The 2,931-nt window shown below is 47.0% G+C and carries 1 protein-coding gene, 2 pseudogenes and 1 other annotated feature; all 3 genes and pseudogenes read right to left on the reverse strand.

Annotated features, from left to right (window positions below; translation table 11 throughout):
- A pseudogene (locus CWC14_RS15915) lies at positions 1 to 177 on the reverse strand (DDE-type integrase/transposase/recombinase); the annotation flags it as partial.
- An 83-nt stretch (positions 178 to 260) separates the two neighbouring features.
- Entirely contained in the window at positions 261 to 1,790 is a 1,530-nt protein-coding gene (ltrA, locus tag CWC14_RS15920) for a group II intron reverse transcriptase/maturase (protein ID WP_138563848.1), read from the reverse strand.
- Positions 1,791 to 2,431: 641 nt separating this feature from the next.
- Positions 2,432 to 2,767 (reverse strand): annotated as a pseudogene (locus CWC14_RS15925) (IS3 family transposase); the annotation flags it as partial.
- 30 nt (positions 2,768 to 2,797) lie between these two features.
- Positions 2,798 to 2,914 (reverse strand) — a sequence feature (AL1L pseudoknot).
- Positions 2,915 to 2,931: the final 17 nt, after the last annotated feature.

A 2,931-nucleotide genomic window follows, 5' to 3' on the forward strand; every position in this document is an offset into this window, starting at 1 on the left:
GTCGCTGTGGTGAATTAACCCCTCGGGATTGCCACGATGCCAAATAGCTTGCTCTAACGCATCAAGAATAAGTTCTGTGTGCATTGTCGTTGATACACGCCAACCTACAATGTATCGTGAAAAAACATCTATCACGAAAGCGACATAAACAAACCCACTCCATGTGGCAAGTAGAGTAAGAGGCGGGGCGTAGTCGTGCTATCTCCCAACCTCTCCTCTCCGAACCGGACGTGCACCTTTCAGCGCATCCGGCTCTCCACTTAATTGTGGCTAACAGCCATTGCAACATCTTGATATCTTGAGGTGACAGTATTTCTGACCTCGTCCTCGTTCCGGCAATACGGGTTCGATTCTGGTAATCGCCATCTAAAAGGTCGTTTAGGGCTACTCACTAATCGAAATAGTGATTGACCGCATAAGTTGCCTTTGTTGCTCCTACCGAAATAGACCCATGTTTTCGCTTTGCCGGGTTCTGGTCGTCTGATCAACTTCATCATTAGCTTCTTGATGCTGGTTTTAAACTTAGCTGCGAACCAGTAAGCCAGTTTCCAGAATACCGCTCTGTCTATCTTACTATAAACCTTAGCCGTGAAATCGGTATGACGATAAAACTGTGACCAGCCTTTAAGTTTCTGGTTAAGTTTTTCTATCTTATCGATTGGACTACAGCTATAGTCACCAGATAGTTCTTTGTTGAGCGAACAAGTAAACGCTCTCGCTTTATCTTTCGGGATAGTGCTGACCACACGCATGTTGCCTTTTGGGCCTCGTTTGCGGATCACTCTATGTCCCAAGAAGACAAAGCCGTCATTGACATGAGTAACTTGGGTCTTCTCCATGTTCAACGTAAGCTTGAGTTTGCTTTCCAGAAAGTCTCGGCATTGCTCTCGGATCACCTGCGCCTGTTGTTTGGTGCCTTTGACGATAACAACAAAGTCATCGGCATAACGACAGTATGCGACGGCAGGCTTCCATTGTCGCTCCTCCTCAAGGGCAGGCTTGCGACCGATCTTGATACTGTGGTTCCAGTACCAGCGATCTTTACGTGCCTTTTTGCTAAGGTAGCATTGGTTCAGGTACTGATCGAACTCATTAAGCATGATGTTTGACAGCAGTGGTGAGATCACGCCACCTTGCGGTACGCCTTGATTAGTGGCACAGAACAGGTTCTTTTCAACATGACCGGCCTTGATAAAGAGCCAGAGCAGCTGATTGAACCGTTTACAGGCAATCCGTTTACGGACGCACTTCATCAATAATCGATGATGAACTGTATCAAAATAGCTCGACATATCGCCTTCAATCACCCAGCGTCCTTTCTCCTGACTGGAATCAGTCAACTGAAGTTTTACTGTCCGGATCGCGTGATGCACACTGCGTTCAGGTCTGAAGCCATAGGATAACGAGTGAAAGTCATTTTCCCAGATTGGCTCCATAGCCATTAGCATGGCGCGTTGCACTATGCGATCTTTCAGGGTAGGAATACCTAAAGGGCGTTGTTTGCCGTTTGTTTTGGGAATATAAATTCGCCTTGCCGGAAGTGGTTGATAAGAGCCATCTCTCAGTGCTTGGCTGAGTATGGCGAGCTCTTCATCTAACCCTTCTTTTAGATGGAATTTAGTGTTCCCGTCTACGCCCGGTGTTTTCGCTCCTCTGGCTGCAAGGGTGATTTCGGCTGCGTGTTTCAGCCATCGAGGATGACTAATTAAGCGCAGTAGTCGATTGACTCGTCGCGATTTATCCGCTTGAGTCCATGTTGCCAATTTACGTTGCATTTCACTGATTATCAAAGGTCTTCACCTCGTTAAGGTCAGCTAATTTGCCGACGTAAATCAATTAAGCTGCGCCCCTTCGCCATGTAATGGGCTTTCCCCATCTCGGACTACTACGAGCGCTCCGCCAGCCTATTTGTCATCGGGGTCATGCTCCCTTAGCATGCAAATAGACCTTCCCCGGTTTACCGGCCTGAACTCAAACATATTGGGGGGGATGCCGATCGCAGTCTTTAACCTTATCGTGCTGTAAGGTGATGACGCTTAAACGCAGACTTGTGATTTGGCGTTTATCCACTGGCAAGCACTTACATTTTGCTGACCAGTTCGGTTATTGCGCAGCTACTTATTGCACAATATCAGCGTCATACCGCCTGTTAACTCGTGTAGACGGTGGCGACGTTTCAGCCCACAGATGCGGATTAATCGGTTCATGTTCTTCATCCGTCCAATACTTAGTCTAGAGAAGCATCTTGGCTTAACGAATTCGCCTCACTTCCCGTTGTCAGCGAGTTACATCACCTTACCAGCATACGGTAAGTCACTGCCGCTCAGACTCATACTTCTGCACAACCAGAAGTAGCCATAACTTATTGGCTCCTGCCAATATCGTCATGGATTACAGACAGGTTCGTGGTTCAATTTAAACATCCTTGTTAGCCCTGAACTCCGGGCACACCATAGGTGATGTCAGCTACCCAAAGTTGATTTGGCTGCTCAGCAGTAAATTGACGATTAACTAAATCCAGTGGCTTATCTTGTTGCTCGTCAGGTATCGTTGTCTTATGTGCTTTACCCCGACGAACACCTTGAATTCCCATAACTCGCATCAATCGTTCGACTGTACAGCGGGCGACTTGATGGTCGTCAAGCTGTAGCTGCTTCCATATTTTTCTTGCACCATAAACTGACATATTATCCTCCCACACTTCGCGAATGAGTATCATCAGCTCAGCATCACGCTTTTTACGGTTAGACAGTCGCTCAGGCTCTCTTTGTATCTGTTTATGAGAATAATACGTTGATGGTGCAATCGGCAATTCCTTGCAAATTGACTCGACACCGTAATGCTCTCTGCAAGCATCAATAAAATCCACTATTACTTCTGTTTGCGGTCGAGCTCCGCTTGGGCGAAAAAAGCGGCAGCTTGCCTCAGGAT

Origin of the sequence: Pseudoalteromonas sp. S3260 (assembly GCF_005886925.1) — a bacterium.
Classification (GTDB): domain Bacteria; phylum Pseudomonadota; class Gammaproteobacteria; order Enterobacterales; family Alteromonadaceae; genus Pseudoalteromonas; species Pseudoalteromonas tetraodonis.